The sequence below is a fragment of the Bradyrhizobium sp. Pa8 genome (assembly GCF_052588265.1).
The window spans coordinates 4,207,072-4,229,194 of sequence record NZ_CP176767.1; the positions used below are offsets into that span (position 1 = coordinate 4,207,072).

At 65.3% G+C, this 22,123-nt stretch carries 25 protein-coding genes; 10 read left to right on the plus strand and 15 right to left on the minus strand.

The features are described from left to right. Positions 1 to 150 precede the first annotated feature (150 nt). The gene (locus ACKWRH_RS18895; RefSeq protein ID WP_445221816.1) at positions 151 to 1,308 is read left to right on the plus strand and encodes an ABC transporter substrate-binding protein; all 1,158 of its coding nucleotides are present in this window, start codon (positions 151 to 153) and stop codon (positions 1,306 to 1,308) included. After that, entirely contained in the window at positions 1,308 to 3,380 is a 2,073-nt protein-coding gene (locus ACKWRH_RS18900; RefSeq protein WP_445221817.1) for a putative bifunctional diguanylate cyclase/phosphodiesterase, read from the plus strand. Before ACKWRH_RS18895 ends, ACKWRH_RS18900 begins: the two co-directional genes overlap by 1 nt. Before the next feature lie 6 nt (positions 3,381 to 3,386). On the opposite strand, the gene ACKWRH_RS18905 is transcribed toward ACKWRH_RS18900, so the two are convergent. The 8 genes from ACKWRH_RS18905 to ACKWRH_RS18940 form a co-directional block, all read right to left on the minus strand. Then, positions 3,387 to 4,112 carry a sulfite exporter TauE/SafE family protein gene (locus ACKWRH_RS18905; protein ID WP_445221818.1) on the minus strand — a complete coding sequence of 242 codons (726 nt, stop codon included), beginning with the start codon at positions 4,110 to 4,112 and terminating at the stop codon, positions 3,387 to 3,389. Between the two features lie 104 nt (positions 4,113 to 4,216). Next, entirely contained in the window at positions 4,217 to 4,663 is a 447-nt protein-coding gene (gene rpiB / locus ACKWRH_RS18910; protein WP_028149726.1) for a ribose 5-phosphate isomerase B, read from the minus strand. Positions 4,664 to 4,732: 69 nt separating this feature from the next. Further along, on the minus strand, positions 4,733 to 5,527 hold the full coding sequence (locus ACKWRH_RS18915) for a transporter substrate-binding domain-containing protein (RefSeq protein WP_445221819.1): 795 nt from the start codon (positions 5,525 to 5,527) through the stop codon (positions 4,733 to 4,735). 19 nt (positions 5,528 to 5,546) lie between these two features. Then, positions 5,547 to 6,305, minus strand: coding sequence for an amino acid ABC transporter ATP-binding protein (locus ACKWRH_RS18920; RefSeq protein ID WP_028149724.1), 759 nt, complete (start codon positions 6,303 to 6,305; stop codon positions 5,547 to 5,549). Between the two features lies 1 nt (position 6,306). After that, entirely contained in the window at positions 6,307 to 6,975 is a 669-nt protein-coding gene (locus ACKWRH_RS18925; RefSeq protein WP_445221820.1) for an amino acid ABC transporter permease, read from the minus strand. A 7-nt stretch (positions 6,976 to 6,982) separates the two neighbouring features. Beyond that, the gene (locus tag ACKWRH_RS18930; RefSeq protein ID WP_445221821.1) at positions 6,983 to 7,666 is read right to left on the minus strand and encodes an amino acid ABC transporter permease; all 684 of its coding nucleotides are present in this window, start codon (positions 7,664 to 7,666) and stop codon (positions 6,983 to 6,985) included. A gap of 10 nt (positions 7,667 to 7,676) precedes the next feature. Further along, a complete protein-coding gene (locus ACKWRH_RS18935; RefSeq protein ID WP_445221822.1) occupies positions 7,677 to 8,576 on the minus strand; it encodes an NAD(P)-dependent oxidoreductase in 900 nt (299 codons plus the stop codon). 52 nt (positions 8,577 to 8,628) lie between these two features. Next, entirely contained in the window at positions 8,629 to 9,369 is a 741-nt protein-coding gene (locus ACKWRH_RS18940; RefSeq protein WP_208086404.1) for a FadR/GntR family transcriptional regulator, read from the minus strand. Positions 9,370 to 9,549: 180 nt separating this feature from the next. Between ACKWRH_RS18940 and ACKWRH_RS18945 the strand changes: the two genes are divergently transcribed. The 3 genes from ACKWRH_RS18945 (at position 9,550) to ACKWRH_RS18955 (ending at position 11,228) form a co-directional block, all read left to right on the plus strand. Next, the gene (locus ACKWRH_RS18945) at positions 9,550 to 9,867 is read left to right on the plus strand and encodes a hypothetical protein (protein WP_445221823.1); all 318 of its coding nucleotides are present in this window, start codon (positions 9,550 to 9,552) and stop codon (positions 9,865 to 9,867) included. A 77-nt stretch (positions 9,868 to 9,944) separates the two neighbouring features. Further along, entirely contained in the window at positions 9,945 to 10,313 is a 369-nt protein-coding gene (locus ACKWRH_RS18950) for a GFA family protein (RefSeq protein WP_248883013.1), read from the plus strand. 102 nt (positions 10,314 to 10,415) lie between these two features. Continuing rightward, the gene (locus ACKWRH_RS18955) at positions 10,416 to 11,228 is read left to right on the plus strand and encodes a DUF4886 domain-containing protein (RefSeq protein ID WP_445221824.1); all 813 of its coding nucleotides are present in this window, start codon (positions 10,416 to 10,418) and stop codon (positions 11,226 to 11,228) included. Positions 11,229 to 11,329: 101 nt separating this feature from the next. Here ACKWRH_RS18955 and ACKWRH_RS18960 read toward each other — a convergent pair whose 3' ends face one another. Continuing rightward, positions 11,330 to 12,100, minus strand: coding sequence for an exodeoxyribonuclease III (locus ACKWRH_RS18960; RefSeq protein WP_445221825.1), 771 nt, complete (start codon positions 12,098 to 12,100; stop codon positions 11,330 to 11,332). Between the two features lie 40 nt (positions 12,101 to 12,140). Between ACKWRH_RS18960 and ACKWRH_RS18965 the strand changes: the two genes are divergently transcribed. Continuing rightward, positions 12,141 to 12,359, plus strand: coding sequence for a cysteine rich repeat-containing protein (locus tag ACKWRH_RS18965; RefSeq protein ID WP_445221826.1), 219 nt, complete (start codon positions 12,141 to 12,143; stop codon positions 12,357 to 12,359). Positions 12,360 to 12,505: 146 nt separating this feature from the next. Here the strand turns inward: ACKWRH_RS18965 and alr are convergent, their stop codons facing one another. Beyond that, positions 12,506 to 13,777 carry an alanine racemase gene (alr, locus tag ACKWRH_RS18970; RefSeq protein WP_445222436.1) on the minus strand — a complete coding sequence of 424 codons (1,272 nt, stop codon included), beginning with the start codon at positions 13,775 to 13,777 and terminating at the stop codon, positions 12,506 to 12,508. 46 nt (positions 13,778 to 13,823) lie between these two features. Next, a complete protein-coding gene (locus tag ACKWRH_RS18975; RefSeq protein ID WP_445221827.1) occupies positions 13,824 to 15,335 on the minus strand; it encodes a replicative DNA helicase in 1,512 nt (503 codons plus the stop codon). Between the two features lie 1,060 nt (positions 15,336 to 16,395). On the opposite strand from ACKWRH_RS18975, the gene ACKWRH_RS18980 reads away from it, so the two are divergent. From ACKWRH_RS18980 to ACKWRH_RS18990, 3 genes are all read left to right on the plus strand, one after another. Beyond that, a complete protein-coding gene (locus tag ACKWRH_RS18980; RefSeq protein ID WP_445221828.1) occupies positions 16,396 to 17,370 on the plus strand; it encodes a hypothetical protein in 975 nt (324 codons plus the stop codon). A gap of 108 nt (positions 17,371 to 17,478) precedes the next feature. Further along, positions 17,479 to 18,075, plus strand: coding sequence for a TetR/AcrR family transcriptional regulator (locus ACKWRH_RS18985; protein WP_445221829.1), 597 nt, complete (start codon positions 17,479 to 17,481; stop codon positions 18,073 to 18,075). Positions 18,076 to 18,086: 11 nt separating this feature from the next. Then, positions 18,087 to 18,554: a PaaI family thioesterase gene (locus ACKWRH_RS18990; protein WP_445221830.1), complete on the plus strand. Its 468-nt coding sequence runs from the start codon at positions 18,087 to 18,089 to the stop codon at positions 18,552 to 18,554. A 36-nt stretch (positions 18,555 to 18,590) separates the two neighbouring features. Here the strand turns inward: ACKWRH_RS18990 and rplI are convergent, their stop codons facing one another. The 4 genes from rplI to rpsF all read right to left on the minus strand — a co-directional run bounded on the left by rplI (position 18,591) and on the right by rpsF (position 21,071). Continuing rightward, entirely contained in the window at positions 18,591 to 19,193 is a 603-nt protein-coding gene (gene rplI / locus ACKWRH_RS18995) for a 50S ribosomal protein L9 (protein WP_445221831.1), read from the minus strand. A gap of 47 nt (positions 19,194 to 19,240) precedes the next feature. Next, positions 19,241 to 20,218, minus strand: a complete 978-nt coding sequence (locus tag ACKWRH_RS19000) for a hypothetical protein (protein ID WP_445221832.1) — start codon at positions 20,216 to 20,218, stop codon at positions 19,241 to 19,243. Positions 20,219 to 20,346: 128 nt separating this feature from the next. After that, positions 20,347 to 20,586, minus strand: a complete 240-nt coding sequence (gene rpsR / locus ACKWRH_RS19005; RefSeq protein ID WP_445221833.1) for a 30S ribosomal protein S18 — start codon at positions 20,584 to 20,586, stop codon at positions 20,347 to 20,349. A gap of 5 nt (positions 20,587 to 20,591) precedes the next feature. Further along, a complete protein-coding gene (gene rpsF, locus ACKWRH_RS19010; protein WP_445221834.1) occupies positions 20,592 to 21,071 on the minus strand; it encodes a 30S ribosomal protein S6 in 480 nt (159 codons plus the stop codon). Positions 21,072 to 21,417: 346 nt separating this feature from the next. Between rpsF and ACKWRH_RS19015 the strand changes: the two genes are divergently transcribed. Then, positions 21,418 to 22,122, plus strand: coding sequence for a TetR/AcrR family transcriptional regulator C-terminal domain-containing protein (locus ACKWRH_RS19015; protein WP_445221835.1), 705 nt, complete (start codon positions 21,418 to 21,420; stop codon positions 22,120 to 22,122). The last annotated feature ends 1 nt before the right edge of the window (position 22,123 follow it).

Sequence of the window (22,123 nt, forward strand, 5' to 3'; positions counted from 1 at the left end):
GTGGAGACGGCGATCGCCAGCACCCAATTAGCCCAATTCACCGCAGCCGATACACCCTTTGTTAGCTCTACGCCGCCGCGCCGCTCCGGACTTTGCCAAATGTTAGCGGACGCGGGTCCAGTTTCGAACCGATACGGGATGGCGAAACGAATGACGGTAGTCTTGCGGATAATGCTCGCCGTGGGCATGGCCTGCGGCTTTCTTCTGCCGGTTGGCGGCGCCGTTGCGGCCGACGCCGGACGTCTCAACATCGTTTTCGTCAATCCCGGCAAGACCGGCGAGGTATACTGGGACATGGTCGCGCAGACCATGCAGGCCGCGGGCCGCAAGCTCGACGCGCATGTCGAGGTGCTGACCAGCGAGCGGAACTACCGCACCATGCAGGAGCTTGGCTTCGGCGTGGTGGCACGCGCCGACAAGCCGGACTTCCTCATCCTGTCGAACGAGGAATCCGCCGCCGTTCCCATCCTGGAGGCGGCCGAGGCGGCCGGGGTCAAGACGCTGCTGCTCTCGAACACGCTGATCGGCGACGACGCCGCGCGCCTCGGACCACCCCGGCAAAAGCTCAAGACCTGGCTCGGCGACATCACGACCGATCTCCAGACCGCGGGCGCGAGGATGGCCAATGCCCTGATCGGCGTAGCGCGCGCCGAGAAATGGCAGAGCCCGGACGGCAAGATCCACATTCTCGGCATCGGTGGCGACGAGATCACGCCGGCCTCGATCGCCCGCAACGCCGGTCTCAAGCTCGCGGTCGACGCCGCGCCCGACGTGGTGGTGGACCGGATGCTGTTCGCCAACTGGACCCAGTCGGAGGCAGAGCAGGTCACCAGGAATTATCTGAGCTGGGCCGCGCGCAAGGAGATCCGGCCCGCCGGCATCTGGGCCGGAAACGATCCGATGGCGCTCGGCGCGCTTCGCGCGGTGGTCGCTGCCGGCCTCACGCCCGGCCGAAACATCCAGCTGGTCGGCCTCAACTGGTCGGAGGATGCGCTGCGCGAGATCAAGGCGGGCCGTCTGCTCATGACCGATGGCGGACATTTCCTGCTCGGCGGCTGGTCGATCGTCCTCCTGCGCGATTACGCCGACGGCTGCGACTTTGCGGCCGCATCGCCCCGCGTCGAGGCCAAGACGTCTGCGATCACGCGCGACAATCTCGCTGCGGTCGGAGACCTCATCAAGACGCGCGCCTTCGATCGGATCGATTTCGCGCGCTTCAGGGCGGGGGCGGGGCGCTGCGGCCAGTACGATTTCTCCATCGATGCGCTCATCTCTTCGCTGAAGCTTCCGGAAGGCGCTGCCGACTGATGCGAAACGGTGACGACATGACCGACCCGGATCGCAAGCAGCAGGCGCCGTCGCGCTCGCGCTCGGTGGTCCGCGCGATGCTCTGGGCCACCGTGCCGGTGCTGCTCGTGGTGCAGCTGCTCGCGTCCGCCGGCGTCGAGGCATCGAGCTTCTGGTCGCAGATCAGGCAGCTCGACGCGCGCATTGCCCGCACGGCCGAGAGCCGCGCCGAGCTGATCGCCGAGCCGCTCTGGAAGATGCGCTACGATCAGGTCACGAGCGTGCTCAACGAGATCATGCACGACGAGACCATTGCCGCGGCGGCCGTTTATGACGACACCGGCGTCGCGATCGCGCGGGTGGTGGCGCGGCCCGCAGACCAGGCGGTATCGGAAGTCTCGCGTCCGATCCGCTACAGCAACGGCAACATCGCCGTGCAGGCCGGCCGTATCGCGATCGCCTATTCCTATGCGACGGTCTACGCGGACACGGGCAGCCGGCTGATGTTGCTGCTGGTGGTCGGCCTGCTCGCAACATTTGCCACCCTGATCGCGATGCGGATCTCGGCCAACATCTTCATCGGCAAGCCGCTCACCGCGATCATGTCGGCGATCCAGCGCAGCAAGCAGGACGGGCGCGCCTATCCGGCCGACATCAAATCGACGAACGAATTCGGCCAGCTCGCGCGTGCCTTCAACGCCATGCAGCACACGACGTCGGGGGCGCTCGACCGGCTCGGGCACATGGCCGCGCACGATCCGCTCACGGGCCTGCCCAACCGCCGCTCGCTGTCCGAGCATCTGGTGACCCTGAGCGGCGATGCCGGCTCGCCGGACTCGCTGATCGCCTTCTGCTTCATCGATCTCGACGACTTCAAGGGCATCAACGACACCTTCGGCCATGATGCCGGCGACAAGTTCCTGGTGCACATCTCCGAGCGCCTGCGCGATGCGGTCGAACCGCAGGATTGGGTGGCCCGGCTCGGCGGCGACGAATTCGTCGTCATCCGCCCCGAGGTCAGCAATGAGGCGACCGCCCAGGCGTTCGCGCGCCAGCTGTTAGATGCGATTTCCGAGCCGATCAGGCTGCACGACAAGCAGGTCGTGCCGCGTGCCAGCATCGGGCTTGCCGTGCGCCGTGCCGGTGATCCCGAGCTGTCGCATTTGCCGGCGCTCGCCGACATCGCGCTCTACCATGCCAAGAGCAAGGCGCCCGGCACGGTCGCAGTGCTCGACGAAGCGCTTCAGCGCGACTATCGCCGCCGCCGGGATCTCGAGCTCGCCATTCCCGCAGGCTTCGCCGAGGGGCAGTTCGAGGTCTGGTATCAGAGTCAGGTCGACCTCGAGAGCCAGGCCGTTGTCGGCCTCGAGGCGCTGATCCGCTGGCGCCATCCCGAACTTGGCTTGATCGGTCCCGGCGAATTCCTGCCGCTGATCGAGCGCAGCGGCAACAATGCGCGGCTGACGCGCTACGTGCTGACCGATGCCTGTCGCGCGCTGCAGCGACTGGCGTCCGCCGGCAGGCCGCAGATCCGGATCGCGATCAATCTGCCGCCGTCCGAGCTTGCCGACCATTCGCTCGCTGCCGAGCTGCGCGCGACCTGCGCGCGCTTCAACGTTGCGGCATCATTGCTGGAGCTCGAGATCACCGAGGGCTCGCTGATCAACAACATCGCCAGCGCCTCCGAGACGCTGCACCGCCTGCGGCGCCTGGGCGCAACGATTGCGCTCGACGATTTCGGCACGGGTTACAGCTCGCTCGCACATCTCAGGCGGTTCCCGCTCGACAAGGTCAAGATCGACAAGGCCTTCATCAGCGAGATCCCTGACAGCGCGGAAGACAAGGCGATCGTCGGCGTCATCGCCTCGCTCGCCGGCACGCTGGGGCTGACGCTCGTCGCGGAAGGCATCGAGCGGCCCGAGCAGGCCGACGCCATGCGCGAGATGGGCGTGATGCTCGGGCAGGGTTATCACTACCATCGGCCGCAGCCGCTCGACGCCGTGCTGCAATGGCTCGAAAAGCAGGCGGTGCCCACTGAGACGAGCCGCGTGCTCGCCGACAGCCCGTCGATCGCGCCCGAATTTGCCGCCTGAGCGCGATTAGGGCTGCGTTGCGTTCCAGAGCATGGAGAGCCCGGCCGCGATCATGATCGCGTCCATCACCAGGCGGAACATCTCCGGCTTGAGATGCAGCACGAAGCGTTTTGCGATGAAGGCGCCCGACATCAGCGAGGAGCCCGCAATCAGGCCCTTGATGAAGACGTCCTGCGTCAACGCGCCGAAACGTTCGAAGGTCACGGACTTCGCGAAATAGAGGCCGAGTGAGGAGGCCGCCTCGGTGGCGAGGAACGCGCCCTTGGACAGGCCGTAGAACAGGAACAGCGGCACGCTGAGCGGGCCGGTCGAGACCACGATGCCGGTGAGATAGCCGATGACGGCGCCGCCGATCGCGAGGTGCCAGAGATTGGCTTTGAGATCGTGCCGCGCCAGCCAGTGCCGCACCGGCACCATCGCGATCAGGAAGATGCCGATGGCGAGATCGACGGCGTGCGAGGGGAGCGCGAGCAGCGTGCGCGCGCCCAGTGCGGCGGCCGGAATACCCGTCACCGAATAGGCCACGCAGGCCCGCCAGTCGACCTCGCGCCACCAGGCCAGGATCCGCGAGAAATTCGCCATCACCGAGGCGACCGCCATGATCGGCACGGCTTCCTTCGGCCCATAGGCATAGACCAGCACCGGCATCAGCATGATCGACGACCCCGTGCCGACGATGCCTGAGACGGTGCCGGCGATCAGGCCGACGACGAGGACGAAGAGAAAGGCCAAGGTGCTCTCCACGAATCGGGAGAGTTTAGCCGTGGCCGGCGATGCGGGCGATCCATTCCGGACGAGGGAACCGATCGTTCAGCGCAAGCGGTCCGGGCAGGCCGTCAGCCTTGTTCGTCCATGATGCGCAGCTTCTCGACGCGGCGGCGAAAATCCTCGTCCGTCGAGAATTCGGCGGAGAGATAGGACGAGACCAGGTCCACGGCGAGCCAGGCGCCGACGATCTGCGCGCCAATGCACATGACGTTGACGTCGTCATGCTCGACGCTCTGATGGGCGGAATGAACGTCGTGGCAGACCGCGGCACGGATGCCCTTCATCTTGTTGGCTGCGATCGAGGCGCCGACGCCGGTGCCGCACACCATGATGCCGCGTGCGGCTTCGCCCGAGGTCACCTTCTGAGCCACGGCCCGCGCAATGTCGGGGAAGTCCACCGGCTTGTCGTCATGGGAGCCGACATCGACGACGTCGTGGCCGAGGCTGCGGATGTGGTCGATAACGGTCTGCTTGAGCGGCCAGCCGGCGTGGTCGGATCCGATGACGAGACGCATGTGATGTCCTTCTTGATTTTTACATTGGCCGTGACAGCCGCTTCGCGGCTGTCACGATTGTTCCTGGTCTTAGCTGCGCATGTCGGGCGGCAGCTCGACCCCGTGGAATTTCTTGTAGATCGCGTTGAGCTTGCCGTTCTTGACGTTCTCGGTGATCCAGGCGTTGAGCTTGTCCATCAGGCGCTGCTCACCCTTCTTCAGGCCGATCGCGAGGTCGAAGGTCGCCAGCGGGATCCGGGATTCGAACACACGCGACGGGTTCTTCACCCCGATCTGGTTGATGATCGTCGCCGACGAGGCGACGCAGTCGACCTGGCCGGAGACGGCCGCCGTCACCATCGTGGCGTCGTCGTCGTAGCGCGAGATCTTGAGGTCCTTGTCCTTCATGTTGGACAGGGTGGTGTCCTGCGTGGTGCCGCGCGAGACGCCGATCGGCTTGTCCTTCAGGTCGGGCCAGTCCTTGACGGTCGAGGATTTCAGGCAGCCGACGTCGGATTGCAGCGTCGCATAGCGCTTGGTGAAGTCGATGACCTTGGCGCGATCGGGTGTCACCGACAGGGTCGAGATGATGATGTCGGCCTTGCCGGTCAGGACGTTGGGGATGCGCGTCGCGCCGGTGGTCTGGATGAATTCGAGCTCGAGCCCCCAATCCTTGGCGAGCAGTTGCGCCACTTCGACGTCGGAGCCGGTCGGCTTCATGCTGCTGTCCATCATGCCCGAGGGCGGAATGGCGACGTCCGTCGAAATGCGGATCTTCTTGGCCTGCGTGATGTCGTCGAGCAGATCGGCCGATGCCGGCGTGGCTGATATCATGGCGAGGCCGAACAGCGCGGTGGCGGTCCCCAGCAGTGTCTTGTTTGTCATCCTTGATTCTCCTCTCCTGTTATGATTTTAAGTTTCCAGTGCCCACGAATTGCGTGAGTTCGGGCGTTGCCGGCGACGTCAGGATCGAGGCGGGGCCGGTCTCGTGGACCTTGCCGCGATGCATGAAGACGATCCGGTCGGCGATGCCTTTGGCAAAACCCATCTCATGGGTGACCATCACCATCGTCATGCCGTCCGCCGCGAGTTGCTCGATCACCTTCAGCACCTCGCCGGTAAGCTCGGGATCGAGCGCGGAGGTGACCTCGTCGAACAGCATCACTTTCGGCTGCATCGCCAGCGAGCGGGCGATGGCCGCGCGCTGCTGCTGCCCGCCCGAGAGTTGCTCGGGATAGGCGTGCAGCTTCTCCTCGAGCCCGACCTGCGCGAGTACTTTTCGGGCGAGGTCCCTGGCTTGCGAGGTGGCCATGCCCTTCACGGCGCAGGGGGCGAGCGTGATGTTCTGTTCGATCGTGAGATGTGGAAACAGATTGTAGCTCTGGAACACGATGCCGACGTCCTGGCGCAGCGCGCGCAGATCGACATCAGGGCGGTCGACGCGATGCCCGCACACGACGATCTCGCCGCCGTCGACCTTCTCGAAGCGGTCGATGCAGCGCAGCGCGGTGCTCTTGCCGGAGCCGGAGCGGCCGATCAGTGCCAGCACCTCACCGCGTTCGACGGCAAAGGAGACGCCATCGAGCACCCGGAGCGGGCCAAAGCTCTTCTGCACGTCGCGGAGCGACACGATCGGTTCGGAGGAGGAAGGGTTTTGCTGCATATCAGGCTGGTGCGAGGTTGGACTTGCCACGCCCCATCCGCCGTTCCAGCTTCTGGCTGAACAGGGACAAGGGATAGCACATGGCGAAATAGACGACGGCGATGATGGCGTAGATGGCGAACGGCTCGAACAGCGAGTTGTTGACGATCTGGCCCGACCGCATCAACTCGACGAAGCCGACCACGGAGGCGAGCGAGGTGTTCTTGATGATCTGCACCATGAAGCCGACGGTCGGCGGCGTCGCGATGCGGATCGCCTGCGGCAGGATCACCTTCATCATGCGCTGGGTGCGGCTCAGCGCGAGTCCTTCGGCGGCCTCCCATTGCGGCTTCGGCACCGACTGGATGCAGCCGCGCCAGATCTCGCCGAGATAGGCCGAGACATAGAGCGTGAGCGAAGCGCCGGCGGCAGCTAACGGCGAGACCTTGAGGCCGATCGCGGCGAGGCCGAAATAGCCGAGGAACAGGATGACGAGCAGCGGCGTGCCCTGGATCAGCTGGACATAGACGCCGCTGGCGATCCGCACCGATTTGAGCGGCGAGATGCGCGCGAGCGCGATCACGAAGCCGACGATGCCGCCGCCGATCAGCGCGATCACGGACAGGCCAATCGTCCACAGCGCGCCCTGGCCGAGGAACATCAGATGATTGATGTTGAGATGTCCGCCCATGGTCATCTCACAACGGCGTGCCGAGCCGGCGACGGCGCGGAAACAGCACGAGGCCGAGGCCCCAGAAGCCAGCGCGCATCACCAGCGACAGGATGACGTAGAGCACGGCGACGATGATGTAAGTCTCGAACGCGCGATAGGTATCCGACTGGATGTAGTTGGCGACCGCGGTAAGTTCTTCTGCCGAGATCTGCGAGCAGACCGAGGAGGCCAGCATCAGCAGCACGAACTGGCTGGTCAGCGCCGGATAGACCTTCTCGATCGCCGGCAGCAGGATGATGTGCCAGTAGATTTGCAGTCGCGACAGCGCGAGCCCCTCGGCAGCCTCGATCTGTCCGCGCGGGATCGCCTCGAAGCCCGCGCGCATGATCTCGGCGGTGTAGGCGCCGACGTTGATCGTCAGCGCGGCCACGGCCACCGTGAAGGCGGAGAATTTCAGCCCCAGGCTGGCGAGGCCGAAATAGACCAAGAAGATCTGGACCAGCAGCGGCGTGTTGCGGATGGTCTCGACATAGACTTTGCAGGCGCCCGCGACCAGCGAGCTTCGTGAGCCGCGACCGACGGCTGCGAGCGTGCCGAACAGGGCGCCGAGCACCGTCGCGAAGGCCGCCAACTCCAACGTCAGCGCCGCGCCGGCCAGAAAACTTGGCCAACGCTCCAGCACCGCGGGAAAGTCGAGTTGGAGGCTCATCGTATCGGCTTCAGCCCGTCACCTGGTTGGTCATGCGGTCATAGACGCGGAACAGCGCCTGGTTACCGTTGCTGCCTTCGCCATGCGCGCGTGCGTCCACGTACTGGCTGGTGACGAGCGCGGTTCCGGGCAACGGCACGCTCAGCGCCTGTGCGTGCTCCTGCACCAGGCGGAGGTCCTTGAGCTGGAGATCGATCCGGAAGCCTGCGGAGGTGTCGCCCGCGATCATTGCGGGGCCGAGCTTGTCGAGCATCCAGGAGGCGGCGGAGCCACCGAGCAGAACGCGACGCAGCAGATTGAGATCGATGCCAGAGGCGCGTCCGAGCGCAAGCGCCTCGCAGATGGCCTGGATGTTGATGCCGCAGATCAGCTGATTGCAGAGTTTGACGGTTTGCCCCGCGCCGGACGCGCCGACATGCGTGATGGTCGTGCCCATTGCACGGAAGAACGGTTCTGCTCGCGCAAAGGCAGGCGCATCGCAGCCGGCCATGATCGAGAGCGCAGCGTTCTTGGCGCCCACGGGCCCGCCAGAGACCGGCGCATCGATGAAGCTGACGCCGACCTTTTGCAGGTCGGCATGGATGCGGCGGACGGCGACCGGCGAGATCGTGCTCATGTCGACGATGAGCTTGCCGGGCGGGGGAGACTTCAGGAGACCATGTTCGCCGTAAACGGTCGCCTCGACATGAGGCGTGTCGGGCAACATGGTGATGACGATGTCAGCGCCTTGCGCGGCGTCGGCGGGGCTGTTGGCGCCCGCCGCGCCTTCCTTGACGCTGTCGGCCAAGGCGGCTTCGTTGAGATCGAAGACCCGAACCGCATGCCCGGCCACCAGGAGGTTGCGCACCATCTCGCGGCCCATCGTGCCGATGCCGATGAAGCCGACATTGCCCTTGTCGTTCCGTCCCATGTCAGTCGTCCGTTTCTTGGTTGAATGTTTCTTGCTTGTTGGCCTGCCGCGATCAGCCTGAGGCGCTGGTCTTGTCGATGTCGCCGACGACGGCGCGCCTGCGGTATTCGTCGCCGATGGCAAAATGCTTGCGCAGTGTTGCATCCGCTCGCTCAGGGTCGCGCGCGATGATCGCGTCGAAGATGCGCCGGTGGTCGTCGATCAGGTACGTCTTCATCGACGGGAAGGCCTGCACCAGCTCGCGGCGGCTGCGATGCGAATGCGTCAGCAGTCCCGCCAGCGAGCCATGCAAGACTGTCAGCGTTTCCGAATGCGAGGCTACGACGATGGCGCGATGGAATTCGAAGTCGGCCATGCCGCCGGCATCGGCCTCGTCGATCGTCTCTCCGATCTTCGCGAGCGCGCGCTGCAGGCGTTCGAAATCGGCAATGTTGGCGCGCTCGCAGGCGAGCCGGATCGCCTGGCATTCGATCGCGACGCGCGCCTGCATGACGTCATCGAGCATGTCCGCCTGCTGGGCGAGCGCGAAGGTGAAGAAGTCGTTCAGCACCGAGACGTCCGGCTGCGTCACCACGGTCCCGATGCGGTCGCGGATCTCGACGATGCCGAGCACGGTGAGGGCGCGCAGCGCCTCGCGGACGATCGGCCGGCTGACGCCGAGGAGGGTTGCCAGCTCGCGCTCGGAAATCAGGCGGTCGCCGGGCTTGAGCGAGCCCGCAAGCAGGCGTTCGCGCAGGAAGGCGAACACCTTCTCGAACCCTTTTTCGCCCTCAGCGGCCCGCTTCACTTCCATCCCGGTCTCTTTTTGGTCTGATCTTGGTCAGACCAGTAGGCTAACCAGAGTGTCGGCGTCAAGAGCCTTGGTTAATTGCCGGTGTCGCAGGCGCGGCCAATCCGAGCGGTTCCCCGGCCGGATCCTTCAAATTTGAGGCGTATTGATCGGAGCGTTCACTCAAAGAATTTGAGGTCCGCGATGCCCGATCATCATTCTTTCTCCGCCCTCGACCGCCATGCGGCGCTCAGCGGATCCGACAACGGCTTTCCATGGTATGCGGGCGCAATGCTCGCGGTCGAAGCGAGCGAGGTGGTGCGGCTGCGCTGCGAGAAGCTCAGCCATGGCGACGAGGCCGCCGGGCAAGAGGCCGCGCTGATGGTCAGCGAGAAGATCGCCGCGGCTTTCGAGGCGGCCGCGAGCCTGCTTGCGGGAGCAACGCCGGCGGCCATCGTCCAGCGCTATCGCGAGCACGTGGCCGCGAACGCCAGGCGGCTGTCCGCGAACGAGGCTCCATGACGGAGTCGCGCTGCTGACAGCATGTTGGCAGCAGGGGCAGGCTACGACCATCTCCTGACAAAACGGAGAGCGGGTCCATGCCGATCGAGGCAAGCTGTCATTGCGGTGAGACGGTGTTCGAGGTGACGGAGGTGCCGGCGAGCGTGACGCGCTGCACCTGCTCACTCTGCGCCAAGCGGGGCGCGTTGTGGGCCTATTACACGCCGGCGCAATTTCGCCTGCTGTCGCCGCCGGAAAATGTCGCGACCTATCTCTGGGGCAGTCGCACGGTCAAACATCATTTCTGCGCGAGCTGCGGCTGCGGCACCTATTCGGAGTCGCCTGATTGGTCGACCGGCAAGCCCGATTTCGACAATCCCAAGGTCGCGGTGAATGCACGCCTGTTCGACGATTTCGATCTCGAGGCCGTGCCGGTGAACATGATCGACGGCAGGAATTTGTGGTGAGCATGCAGGGTTCACGCATGTCTCTGCTGCAAGCCGGTGCTCTTGAGGCGCTTTTGAAAAGCTGATTTGGTTTCGGCCCGAGAAAAAGGGGGGGAAGTCACGATGCGTCTTTTTGCGCGAGTGATGCTCGTAATGTGTCTGGCCGTTGCAGCCGGCTTCAATGCGCAGGCGCAGACCAAGCCCAAGGTCACAACGCTCGGACCTGACTTCCCCAAGGCTGCGCTGTTCGTCGGCAACAGCTTTTTCTACTACAACAACGGCATGCCCGGACATCTCTCGTTTATGGAGCGGGCGGCTGATGCCGAGAACAAGGCGGCGTATCGCAACACCATGGCCACGATCGGCGGCTCCGGCCTCGATTGGCACGACATGGACAATCTGCTGCGGCCGGGCGGCATCGGCGCCTATTCCTTCGACGAGCAGAACAGCGTCGTCTTCAACAAGCCGGGCAGGCAGTTCGACGCCGTCGTCATGATGGATTGCAGCCAGTGCCCGATCCATCCGCAATTGAAGGACGCGTTCACGACCTTCGCCAAGAAGGATCGCGAGATCGTCCGTGCCCACGGCATGCGGCCGGTGTTTTTTATGTCCTGGGCCTATGCCGACACGCCGGAGATGACCGAGGCTCTGGCCGAGGCCTATACGACCGCGGGCAACGCCAACGATGCGCTCGTGATCCCCGCAGGTCTCGCCTTCGCGCGCGTGCGCAAGCTCCAGCCGGAACTCAATCTGTATGCGCCGGACAAGCGGCACCCGAGTCCGGCGGGCACGTATCTGGCAACCTGCGTGACACTCGCCGCGCTGACCGGGCGCTCGCCGGTCGGCAATTCCTATACGATGGGCTTGGATGCGCCGACGGTGGAGCTGTTGCAGAAGGCAGCGTGGGATACGGTGCAGGACTATTACGGGCGCTAATTCGTAGGGTGGATTAGCGCAGCGTAATCCACCAACTTTGTCACCGTGAAAAGAGAAGTGGTGGATTACGCCTTCGGCTAACCCACCCTACGGCAGCTCACTTATTTCAACACCACCCACGCCGGCGCGTGATCGCTCGCCCCATCCTCGCCACGCTCCTTCTTGTCGACATCCGCCTTGGCCAGCCGCGAGACGAGGGCGGGGCTGAGCAGGAGATGATCGAGTCTGAGGCCCGCATCGCGCGGCCAGCGGTTTCGCTTGTAGTCCCAGAACGTGTAGATGCGCTTGTCCGGATGCAGCTCGCGGATCGCATCGCACCAACCCTGTTCGACCAGCGACGCGAACGCCGCGCGGCTCTTCGGCTGGATCAGCGCATCCTTGTCCCATGACCGCGTCGGATAGATGTCGATCTCATCAGGCGCGACGTTGTAGTCGCCGGCGAGCACCACGGGCAGATCCTGCTTGATGAAGGTCTTGGCGTGGCGCTTGAGCCGCGCGAACCAGTCGAGCTTGAAGTCGAATTTCGGCCCCGGCTGCGGATTGCCGTTCGGCAGGTAAATGCTGGTGACGATGATGCCGCGCACGGCGGCCTCGATGTAGCGGGCTTCGCGATCGTCAGGCTTTCCCGGCAAGCGATCGCGCGTGAGAATGGGCTCGGCATTGCGGGCGAGGATGGCGACGCCGTTCCACGTCTTCTGTCCACACCACACCGCGCCGTAGCCGGCCTTTTCGATGGCCGCCGCCGGAAATTCGCCATCACTTGCCTTCAACTCCTGAAGCGCGACGACATCGGGCTTCGCCGCGCGCATCCATGCCAGCAAATTGGGCAGGCGGCGGTTGATGTTGTTGATGTTGAATGTCGCGATCTTCATGTAGAGCTATTGGCTCCTGCCTTCCGTCACCGGAGATATAATGTCCAAGTTGAGCTTTGCTGCTTTCGTCGTCGTTGTCGCGATCTCCGGAACGGCTTCGGCACAATCGTCCGATCCGCGCGGCGCGTGCAAGGCGGACTACGACAAATTCTGCGCCGGCATCGCGCCCGGTGGCGGCAAGATCATCGCCTGCCTCAATGCCAAGCGCGATCAGCTCAGCGCGACGTGCAAGGCGGCGCTGGACAGCCGGAAGAAGTAGGCGCTCACCCTCGTGTCCCGGACGCGCGTAGCGCGAGCCGGGACCCAGAAGGCGGAATGGTTTCTGTTGAGAGATAGGCCCCGACTCTGCAGCGCAGCGCTGAAGGAGCGCTGCGTTGCGTCCGGGGCACGAGAGCGCGTCTGCGACTAAGACGGCAGCGGGCTCGCGGGCTGCTCGATCGGCGGCGGGGAGGGCGGCTCCACGGCCGTCGGCGCGGGCTCCGGCTTGACCAGCGGCTCCACCTCATTGCCGCCCTTGTAGACGCGGGCGTAGCGGTGGCCGAGGCTGGTCAGCACCTCGTAGCCGATCGTACCGAAATGATGCGCGAGCTCGTCAACGGTGATGCCCTCGCCGAGCAGCGTCACCATGTGGCCGCGCCGCGCCGCATTCGAGGGTAAGTCGGTGATGTCGATCGCGATCAGGTCCATCGAAACGCGGCCCGCGACCGGGCAGCGCTTGCCGGCGACAACGACCTCGGCGCCGCGGGTGCCGTCATTGGAGCTGGCGGCGCGGAAATAGCCGTCGGCATAGCCGACCGCGATGATCGCGAGTTTTGTCGGCCGCCGCGCGGTCCAGGTGCCGCCATAGCCGACGGTCTCGCCGCGCTCGACATTGCGGATTTGCACGATGCGCGCCTTGAGGTCGACCACCGGCTGCATCGGGTTGTCTGCCTCAGGCGTCGGGTTGACGCCGTAGAGCGCTGCGCCCGGCCGCACCAGGTCGAACTGGAAGGGCGCGCCGAGGAAGATTCCGGAGGAATTGGCAAGCGCAGCCGGCACGCCGGAAAATTCGCTGGCGATACCGCGGAAGGTCGCCAGCTGTTTTGCATTCACGGGACTGTTGAGCTGCTCGGCCGAGACCAGATGGCTCATCACCAGCGTGATGCCGTGATCGCCGGCGTTGATGCGGGGGATGATGGCCTGCGCGTCCGCAAGCGTCAGCCCGAGCCGGTTCATGCCCGTGTCGATGTGGATCGCGGCGCCCCCGGTCCAGCCGGTGCGGCGGCAGAACACGTCCCATTCGGCAAGCTCGTTGAGATCGCCGATCACCGGCCGGCAATTGATCTTGGCGTAGTGCTCGCCGGTGTTTTGGAAATAGCCGCCGAGCACGTAGATCGCGGCCTCCGGCACGGCTTCGCGCACTGTGCGCGCTTCCTCGATGGTGGCAACGAAGAAGGTCTTGCAGCCGGCCTTGCTAAGGGCCCGTGAGACCTGCGCGGCGCCGCAGCCATAGGCATCGGCCTTGATCACGGCCGAGCATTCGGCCGGCACTGCCGTCTTCTCGAGCTTGCGCCAATTGGCGATGATGGCGTCGAGATCGACGGTGAGCACGCCGCCATAGGCTGCGAGCGCGGCAGCCTGATTGGCCTCCGCGGAGAGGAGGCCAGCTTGCGGGATCATTTTCGGGTCGGACGCCATTGTCATGGCGTCGTTTTACGCAAGAGGCAGGTCCGGTTCAAGGAACTCAGTAGTCGTTGCTGCTGCGAGCCGGCAGCTGACTGTCAGGCGCGAGATCGCCGAACCGCGTGACCGAGGCTTCGAACGCCAAATCGACGGTGCCTGTCGGGCCGTGGCGCTGCTTGCCGATAATGACCTCGGCCTTTCCGTGCGCAAGACTCATGTCAAGCTGCCACTTCTCGTGTTCGGGTGTGCCAGGGCGCGGCTCCTTCATCGCGAGGTAATATTCCTCGCGGTAAACGAACAGCACGACGTCGGCGTCCTGCTCGATCGAGCCCGATTCACGCAAGTCGGAGAGCTGCGGCCGCTTGTCGTCGCGCGATTCAACCTGACGCGAGAGCTGCGACAGCGCGATGACCGGAACATTGAGTTCCTTGGCGAGCGCCTTCAGGCTGGTCGTGATCTCCGTGATTTCCTGCACGCGGCTGTCGCTGGAACGCTTGCCTGAGCCGGAGAGTAGCTGGATGTAGTCGATCACGAGGAGATCGAGGCCCTTCTGCCGCTTCAGCCGGCGCGCGCGTGCCATCAGCTGCGCGATCGACAGGCCGCCGGTCGCGTCGACATAGAACGGCAGCGACTGCAGCTCGATCGAGACTTCCCGGATCTTGTCGAAATCGGCTTCCGAGATGCCGCCGCGGCGGATGTGGGAGGAGGGAATGCCGGTGCGCTCGGCCACGATACGCGTGGCGAGCTGGTCGGCCGACATTTCGCAGGAGAAGAAGCCGATCACGCCGCCATTGGCGGCCTTCATGGTGCCGTCAGCCTGGACCTCGCCGACATAGGCCTTGGCGACGTTGTAGGCGATGTTGGTCGCCAGCGAAGTCTTGCCCATGCCCGGGCGTCCGGCCACGATGATGAGGTCGGAGTGCTGAAGGCCGCCCATCTTGGTGTCGAGGTCGCGCATGCCGGTCGAGATGCCGGACAGCTTTCCATCGCGCTGGAACGCTTTGGCTGCGAGATCGACCGCGATCGCCAACGCCTGCGAGAATTTCTGGAAGCCGCCGTCATAACGGCCGGATTCGGCAAGCTCGTACAGGCGGCGCTCGGCGTCCTCGATCTGTGCCCGCGGCGCGAAGTCGACCGGGGCGTCATAGGCGACATTGACCATGTCCTCGCCGATGCCGATCAGGTCGCGTCGCAGCGCCAGATCGTAGATGGTCCGGCCGTAGTCCTGGGCGTTGATGATGGTGGTCGCTTCCGCCGCGAGCCGCGCCAGATACTGCCCGATGGTCATGCCGCCGACATCGGTGTCGGCGGGGAGGAACGTCTTCAGCGTGACGGGCGTGGCGATCTTGCCCATCCGGATCAGGCTGGCGGCCGTCTCGTAGATGGTCTGATGCAGCGGCTCGAAATAATGCTTCGGCTCGAGGAAGTCGGAGACGCGGTAGAAGGCGTCGTTGTTGACCAGGATCGCGCCGAGAAGGCTCTGTTCCGCCTCGATATTATGCGGCGCGCTCCGATACGCGGGAGTTCCGGGCTCGGGCGCGAGTTTGAGGACGTTCGAATCAGTCAGGGCCATGGTCGAGCGTTAGCAATTTTCTGGGGCGGATGCGGGGCCGGGATAAAGCGCCGCCTCGGGCCAAAGCGGAAGCAAAAGCTGGCCGCTATCAACCGCTCAGTTAAAATGGTGGATGATTAGCAGCCGCAGCACGCGCCGTGCTTGACGGATTTTTGCGGAACTCGCCCGTCCCGGAATCCGCCGTGACCGCGCCACGGAAAAATCCCGGGTGACATGAACCTGATGGATTGGCGCGCAGACGTAACAAGAAGCGCGCGCAATGACGCACGCCGGGAGCTTTGGGCTCGGATTCAGACCAGCAGGAGGTAGACCAGCGCAACCAGGGCCGCTCCGACGCCGGTGGCGATCAGGGCGTAGTCGGTGCGGAGGTCGTCCTGCACGTCGAATGAGGTTTGGGTCCGCTTGCTCATGGCGACGGTCTAAGCCGGGCCCGACGAGACTTATGTGAAACAGATCACATCTCCCCGGATTCTTTCGGGGTACGACCCGGAACAGGAAGGCGGGCGGGGGGTTGTCTCCCGCTACCAGGGAACGAGGCGAGCGATGCGGCCAGAACGGCAGCACCAGAATTGGCGAAGCGAGGCGGCCAGCCGGCTTTGGCTGTCAGGGCTGATCGCGGCCATGCAGCACGCCGAGCGGCCCGAAGTGCGGCGCGAGCCTGTCTCGCCCGAGACCCTCGCAGACCTGCGGGCGCAACTGGCGTTAACAGCCTCGTTCCGGTCCTCCCAGATCTCGACCCTTCGTCACTAGGATTCATTCACCGCCAGTGTCGGGCCCGGGTTCGGCGCCGCCATCTTGCGCACTATGACGGGTGTCAGCGGCGTCGTGACTTTGCGACGATGTGCCGCTTCCGGCAGGCGGTGCGTCGTCTCACGAGGCCATCGGCCTTCGAACGAGCTGCAGCGCTATTGCGCTGTGTTCACAGCCGATATTCCAAAAGCGCTTAATCACATCCTTGCGTGTGGAGGCTGCTTCCATTCGCGGCTCAATCCGCTAAAAGGTGACCCGCCGCCGCGCCTATGCCGGCGGCATTCGCGTAAATTCAATGGAGATGATGGGAATGTCGAGCCGAGCGCTCAGCCTCGCGACGGTATTGCTTCTGATCGGCTTCGGCGCGACCGATACCGTCCTTGCGCAGGCGACGAACCTCGAGGCCGGCAAGGCCCCATCCCAGCTTTTCGCGCAGACCTGCAGTGCCTGCCACAAGAGCCCGCGCGGACTGTTGAAGACGGTGGCGCCGGGCTCGCTGCCGGGCTTCCTGCGCCAGCACTACACGACCAGCTCCGACATGGCCGGCGTGCTCGCGTCCTATCTCGTCTCCAACGGTGCCACCGACACCCGCTACCAGGCCAAGGACGGCAAGGACAAAAAGGACGGCGCCAAGGAGAAGGAAGCCAATACCGCGCCGGAGCATCAGGGGCGCCGCCAGCGCTCCCAGGACGCCGCCAAGCCGGACGGCGAGGCTGCCGCTGCCGCGCCCGAGGGCGCCCGTCAGAAGCGCGCGGCAAGGCCACCCGAGGAGGGATCGAAGGAAGGTGCGAGGCTCGAGGGCCAGGCAGCGCCCGAGGGGCGCAAAGCCAAGCGTCGCGCCAGGCCCGGGACCGAGGAAGCACCGAAGGTCGACGCCGCTGCGCCGGCCATTGAAGACAAGAAGAGCGAGCCGAAGGCCGAGACCAAGCCCGACACGGCCAAGCCGGACACAGCCAAGGTCGAGCCCGGCCGTGACGAGGCGAAGCCCGAGAACAAGCCGGCGGAGAAGCCCGCTGAGGCCAAGCCGGATAGTGCCAAGGTCGAGCCGCGCGGCAGCGATACGCCGGCGCTGCGGCCCGATCCGGTACCGCAGGTCACGCCGGCTGCACCGTCTGCGGCCGCGAAGCCCGCCGAAGCCAAGCCGGCGGAGGAGGCTGCTCCCAAGCCTGCCGCGCCCGCTGCGAGCTCCGAGTCGGCAACCAGGCCGCAGGAGCCTGCACCGCCCGCGACCGCTGCGGCCCCAGCCGACCCGTCCGGTCCGCCCACACCGCCGATTTCGCGCTAAGCGAGCCAGATTTTCCGTCGATTTGCGAAGGCCGCACGCATCGCGGCCTTCGCATTGTCTTGACCGCAATTAGAGCGCTACTCTAGAGTGATGCTCCAGGAGACGTCGATGACGACGAGCGTGCGTGACGACCTGTTGGCGGCCGGGCTTTTCGTGTTCGACCGCGTCGGCTTCGAAGCTGCGACGGTGGCGGCGATCCGCGCCCGGGCTCGCGCCTCCAACGGCAGCTTCTTTCATGTCTTCGGATCGAAGAAGGAACTGGCGGGTGCGCTGTTCCTGGAGGTGCTGCGGCACTATCACGCCGCAGTGCTGGCCGCGCTCGATCCGATGCCGAGTGCCGGGCAGGGCATCGATCGGCTGATCCGGGCCCATCTCGACTGGGTGGTGTCGAGCCGGCGCGAGGCCCGCTATCTCTTCGAGATCTCGCGCAGCGAATGGGGCGAGGACGTCCGCGACGCCCAGCGCGCGCAGAATGCGCGCCTTGCCGAAGGCATCGAGCGCTGGCGCGCGCCGTTGGTTGCCGGCGGCGAGCTTTTGCCGATGGCGCCAGTGATGTTCGTCAGCCAGCTCATCGGCCCCGCCCAGATCTTCTGCCGCGCCTTTCTCTCGGGACGTGACCGCGCCGATCCGCGCAGCGATGCCGACACGCTTGTCGCCTGTGCCATCCGTGCGCTGCGGCCGCCCGATCGCATCCACAAGCAATAAGGAGAAGCCGCATGCGAGCCGAAGCAGATCCCGAATTCACAGCCGTAGCCGAGCGCATTCACGCCAATGTCGGCCGGCAGGGCTTTATGAACCTGGTGGGCGCCGAGCTCTCGGAATTGTCGCGCGGCACCTGCACGATCGCGGTCGCGCGCCGGCCCGAGCTGCTCCAGCAGCACGGCTTCTTCCATGGCGGCGTCACCGCCTTCCTGGTCGACAACGCCACGACGATCGCAGCGGCGACCTCGCGCGGCCAGCCGGCGTTGACGGCGGAATACAAGCTCAATCTGTTGTCACCGGCGGTCGGCGAGAAGCTGATCTGCCGGGCCAGGGTGATCAAGCCGGGCCGCCAGGTCTCGGTGGTCGCGGCCGACGTGTTTTGCGTCAACGACGGTGTCGAGAAGCACACGGCAACCGCGCTCGCCTCGATCGCGATGCTGAGCGAGGACGTCGCCGCGAAAACGAAAAGCCCGGCCGCCTGAGGCAGCCGGGCTCCGCAACCTGCGCGAACGCGGGTCTTACTTCTCGGTCTCGTCCGCAGCCGGCGCCGGCTCGTCGTCGTGCTGGGCTTCCGGATCGAAGAACTCGCCGGCGGCGGCGATCGCCTCGGCGGCCGCATCGCGGTCCTCGTTGCGGGTCGAGATGTCTTCGCCGCGGTTGATGCGCTCGGCCTCGTCCTGGCTGCGCGCAACCGTGACGCTGACCTCGACCTCGACCTCGGGGTGAACCGCGACGGTGATGGTGTGCTTGCCGATGGTCTTGATCGGCGCGTCGAGCTGCACTTGCGGACGCTCAAGCGAGACACCGTCGGCTTCGAACGCGATGACGACGTCGCGCACCGTGACCGAGCCGAACAGCTGGCCGGCTTCGGAAGCCTGACGGATCACGATGATGTTCTTGCCTTGGATCTTCTCGGCGACCTTGGACGCCTCGCCCTTCGATGCAAGGTTGCGGGCCTCGAGGTCGGCCTTCATGCCGTCGTACTTGGCGCGGTTGTCGGCGGTGGCGCGCAGCGCCTTGCCGCGCTTGAGTAGGAAATTACGGGCATAGCCGTCGCGAACCTTCACGACTTCGCCCATCTGGCCGAGCTTGCTCACGCGTTCCAGCAAAATGACTTCCATATTCGTTCTCCTTTGAAGTGCTCTGAGTTTCAGTTTCGGGGTTGGATTTAAGGGGTTGGCAGCGGCGGCGGTTGCCGGCTGCGCAGGAAGCGCTCGCGGAAGCCGAACACGGCATCCGCAAGGCCGAGGATCACCATCGCGATCACGGGCCAGCCGAAGACCACCACGACGGCATAGGTCGAGCCGAGCCAGAAGGTGCGGCTCTTCAGCGCCAGCGTCAGCGTATGCAGCACGGCAAAACCGGTCAGCGCATAGCCCATCATCAGCGCCGCCGTCGTGATCTGCGCGACCATCGCGAGCAACCCGCTGGTGAAGCAGAACGCGAGCGCGATGCAGAGCGCCACCAGCGTCATCGGCGGCAGCTCGGCCGTCATCATGTCCGGCCACGGACGCAGCAGGCGGCCCGATGTCGCCGTTATCTTGCCGCTGAGCCAGAGATTGAGGGTGAGCGTCATCATCGCGACGATGGTGGCGGCGGCCGGAGCGATGAGCACCAGTGCATCGACGAACTGACCGGCTTCGCCTGATGTCTGCGGGTCGGCGGTGCGGAGCAGGCGCATCAAGCCGCGCCGCAGCGTGCCGGTGATGGTCTCGGCATCGGTGCCGAGCGTGAGCAGGGCGGCGATCGTGGTCAGCGCGGCGAAGCCCGCGATCCACAGTAGGATGCGGCCGACCGGATACCATTCGAGCTCGGGCTCGGCCGGCGGCTCGGTGGCGGCTTCCGGCGCGACGGGTCCAACCCGCCGGCTGAGCAGGACGAGATGGCCGAGCCACCACGCGGGCAGCGCGACGGTGACGGCAAAGGCGATGCAGTAGGGCAGGCCGAACAGGGCCCCGAGGCCGATCGCAGCGGCGATGCCGCCGAGGCTCGCGCAAAGCGGGCCCCAGCCGATCGAGGCGACCATCAGCGGTAGCGGTGCGAGATAGAACAGGACGAGCGAGATCAGCGCGCCCGACACGATCGAGGCGAACATCAGGGCCGACGCAGCGCCGGCGATCAGGGCTATCAGTCCAAGAGTCATCATCAGCTGTCCCGCTCCCTTCGAGCGGTTAGAGGCATCTCGCCCCAACCATCGGCGACCGGACGACCCGGAAGCCTTATGAAACCAAAAAAGCGCGGCCGGCGGCGATGTCGCCGCCGGCCGAATTCGTCTTAGCGAATGACGTAGGGCAACAGACCCAGGAAGCGCGCGCGCTTGATGGCGCGGGCGAGCTCACGCTGCTTCTTGGCCGACACCGCGGTGATGCGGCTCGGCACGATCTTGCCGCGCTCGGAGATGTAGCGCATCAAGAGCTTGGAGTCCTTGTAGTCGATCTTCGGAGCATTTGCGCCCGTGAACGGGCAGCTCTTGCGACGACGGAAAAACGGACGGCGTGCACCAGCTTCAGCCATTGATCTTACTCCGCATCCGGCGTTGTCGTTTCAGCTTCGTCGCGCGGACGGCGCGGACCGCGGTCACCGCGGAAGCCACCACCGTCGCGATCGCCGCCACGGAAACCACCCTCGCGGTCGCCACGGAAGCCACCGCCACGGTCGTCACGCTCGCGGTCACGGTCGGCCTTGCGCATCATCGCCGACGGGCCTTCCTCGAGCTCCTCGACGCGAACGCTGAGATAGCGGATCACGTCTTCGCTGATGCGCTCCTGGCGCTCGATCTCGGCGATCGCCGCGGACGGCGCGTCGATGTTGAGCAGCACGAAGTGCGCCTTGCGGTTCTTGTTCATGCGGTAGGTGAGGGAGCGAACGCCCCAATTCTCGGTCTTGGTGACCTTGCCGCCGAGACCCTCGACGATGCCGGTCATCTGCGCAGTCAGCTCTTCGACCTGCTGCGTGCTCGCGTCCTGGCGCGCGAGAAAAACATGCTCATAGAGAGCCATAATGGTCCTTTCCTCATGTTGGCGCATCGCCCGGCGTCAAGCCCTTAAGAGGCCTTCGGAAAGGACTCTGGGATTAAGCTCAGAAGGCGGAAACACGGGACGACGGGCCGACTGGCCCTGCCACACCAAAATCACGAATGATTTGCTGAGACCGTCCGTTCAGCTCCCGGCCGGGGTCTGCGGATGGCGCGCTTATACGGATTTTGGCCGGCTTTGCAAGGTTGGAGGGCCGTGTTTTCGGCCCCGGATGGTTCCGGTGCGGGCAGCGGGACCGGTCCGCCCGGACCACACCAGCTTGATTTATTTGTTTGTATAGCATACAAAGAAATCAACGCAGAGGACCCCAATGGCGGAAAAGTCGGTCCATGAGCTGTTCGAGGCGGCTGGCGACCCCAAGCATGCTGCCCGGGCCACACGTTCGGCCGGCCGCAAGATGCGGTCGTTGCTGCTGGATGCGGCGAGCCCGCTGTTCCGGGAGCGCGGGCTGTCCGGCACGGCCATCACCGACATCGCCGCCGCCGCGGACGCGTTCCCGAGCCAGATCACCTATTACTTCCGCACCAAGGAGGCGCTGTTCGTCGAATGCGCCTGCCGCGAGCTGCTGTATCTGGCGCGGGCGACCGAGCAGGCCGCGCTGAAGGCGCGCACGCCGACGGACTACACCCGTGCGCTGGCCGAGACCGTGACGGCGAGCGATTCGGTCGCCTTCTTCGCCGAGGCGCTGACGCTGACCCGGCGACGCCAGGATCTTGCGCCGCTGGTCGAGCGCACCATCGAGCGCCTGCACGGTGAAGGCGCACGCGCCTATGCGAGCCAGGTCGCGCGGCACGGCTGGCGCTCCCTGCGTGCGCCCGACGAAAGCTCGCGGCGGTTCTGGGCCGTCGCCATCGGCGTCATTCTCGAAGGCTATGCCATGGGCCGGTCGCCGGATGAATTATGCGCCGAGATGCTGCGCGTGCTCGGCGAGCAGGCGAAATCAGCCAGCGACACAGCACGGCTCCGTCTGGTCGACGAGCGCGACACGTCAAGCAATTCGAATGAGGAGGGGTAGG